The following is a 1055-nucleotide window of genomic DNA, read 5'->3' as shown; positions in this document are numbered from 1 at the left end:
ACGAATTGTAATATTAAGCGCAACACCTATAAGTCAAAATGAAAGAAGCTCATAACGACCTCGTATACAATGTTAGTTACCACACCAAACATAGAAGGAGGAATCGTTATGAGCTACACTCATCTTACCATATCTGAACGTTCGAAAATAGAAACTTATCTTGAATTAGGTTACTCCATCCGTGCGATTGCCAAGCGAATCCATCGGGCCCCTTCTACAATTTCTAGAGAGCTACGTCGCCATCAAAACTGTACGGCTGAAGAAGCCCAAATACGCTATCAGGTAAATAAATCAAACTGTGGTGCTAAGCGTAAGTTAACGGACGATTTAAAAAAAGCTGTTCAAGAAAAGTTGGGGAAAACGTGGTCGCCTGAACAAATCGTCGGTCGCTTATATGCAGGAAAGCTGAGTTTTAAAAGCATTTATCGCTGGATTTATGAGGGCTTACTCGAGGTACCTTTAACGATGCTTCGACAAAAAGGAAAACGACGAAAGCTTCGTGAAACAAGAGGTCGCTTCAATATTGGTACCCCTATTTCTAAACGACCACTAGAAGTTCGGAAACGGGAGACATTTGGACATTGGGAATTAGATACCGTTGTTTCTGGACGTGGGAAAGCAAAGGGCTGCGTGGCTACATTTATTGAGCGTAAAACACGTTGGTATTTCGGTGTATTAATTCCCAATCGTTCTGCGGCTTCGATGGAGACGGCAGTAAAACGGTTACACAAACAATTACCTGAAGGTGCCATTCAAACAGCGACAACGGATCGCGGGAAAGAATTCAGCTGTTACAAAGTTCTCGAACAGGACTTAAATATTCAAGTTTACTTTGCGGATGCCTACTCGTCTTGGCAACGTGGCAGTAACGAAAATAGTAATGGTCTTTTACGAGAATTCTTCCCGAAGAAAACAAATTTCGATCACGTAACTGAAAAAGAGATGGAGCAAGCGCTTCAACTTATCAATAATCGCCCAAGAAAATGTCTTGGATGGAAAACAGCCTACGAGGCGTTTGAAGAAGAACTGTTGCACTTAATTTGACAAACTATCAA

At 41.6% G+C, this 1055-nt stretch carries 1 protein-coding gene; it reads left to right on the top strand.

Annotation, left to right across the window (positions count from 1 at the left end; genetic code table 11):
• Positions 1–108 precede the first annotated feature (108 nt).
• Positions 109–1044 carry an IS30 family transposase gene (locus KGI01_RS13655; protein WP_141275137.1) on the top strand — a complete coding sequence of 312 codons (936 nt, stop codon included), beginning with the start codon at positions 109–111 and terminating at the stop codon, positions 1042–1044.
• Positions 1045–1055: the final 11 nt, after the last annotated feature.

Origin of the sequence: Kurthia gibsonii, assembly GCF_006539985.1 — a bacterium.
Taxonomy (GTDB): Bacteria; Bacillota; Bacilli; order Bacillales_A; family Planococcaceae; genus Kurthia; species Kurthia gibsonii.
This window is presented reverse-complemented; position numbering and strand designations above follow the sequence as displayed.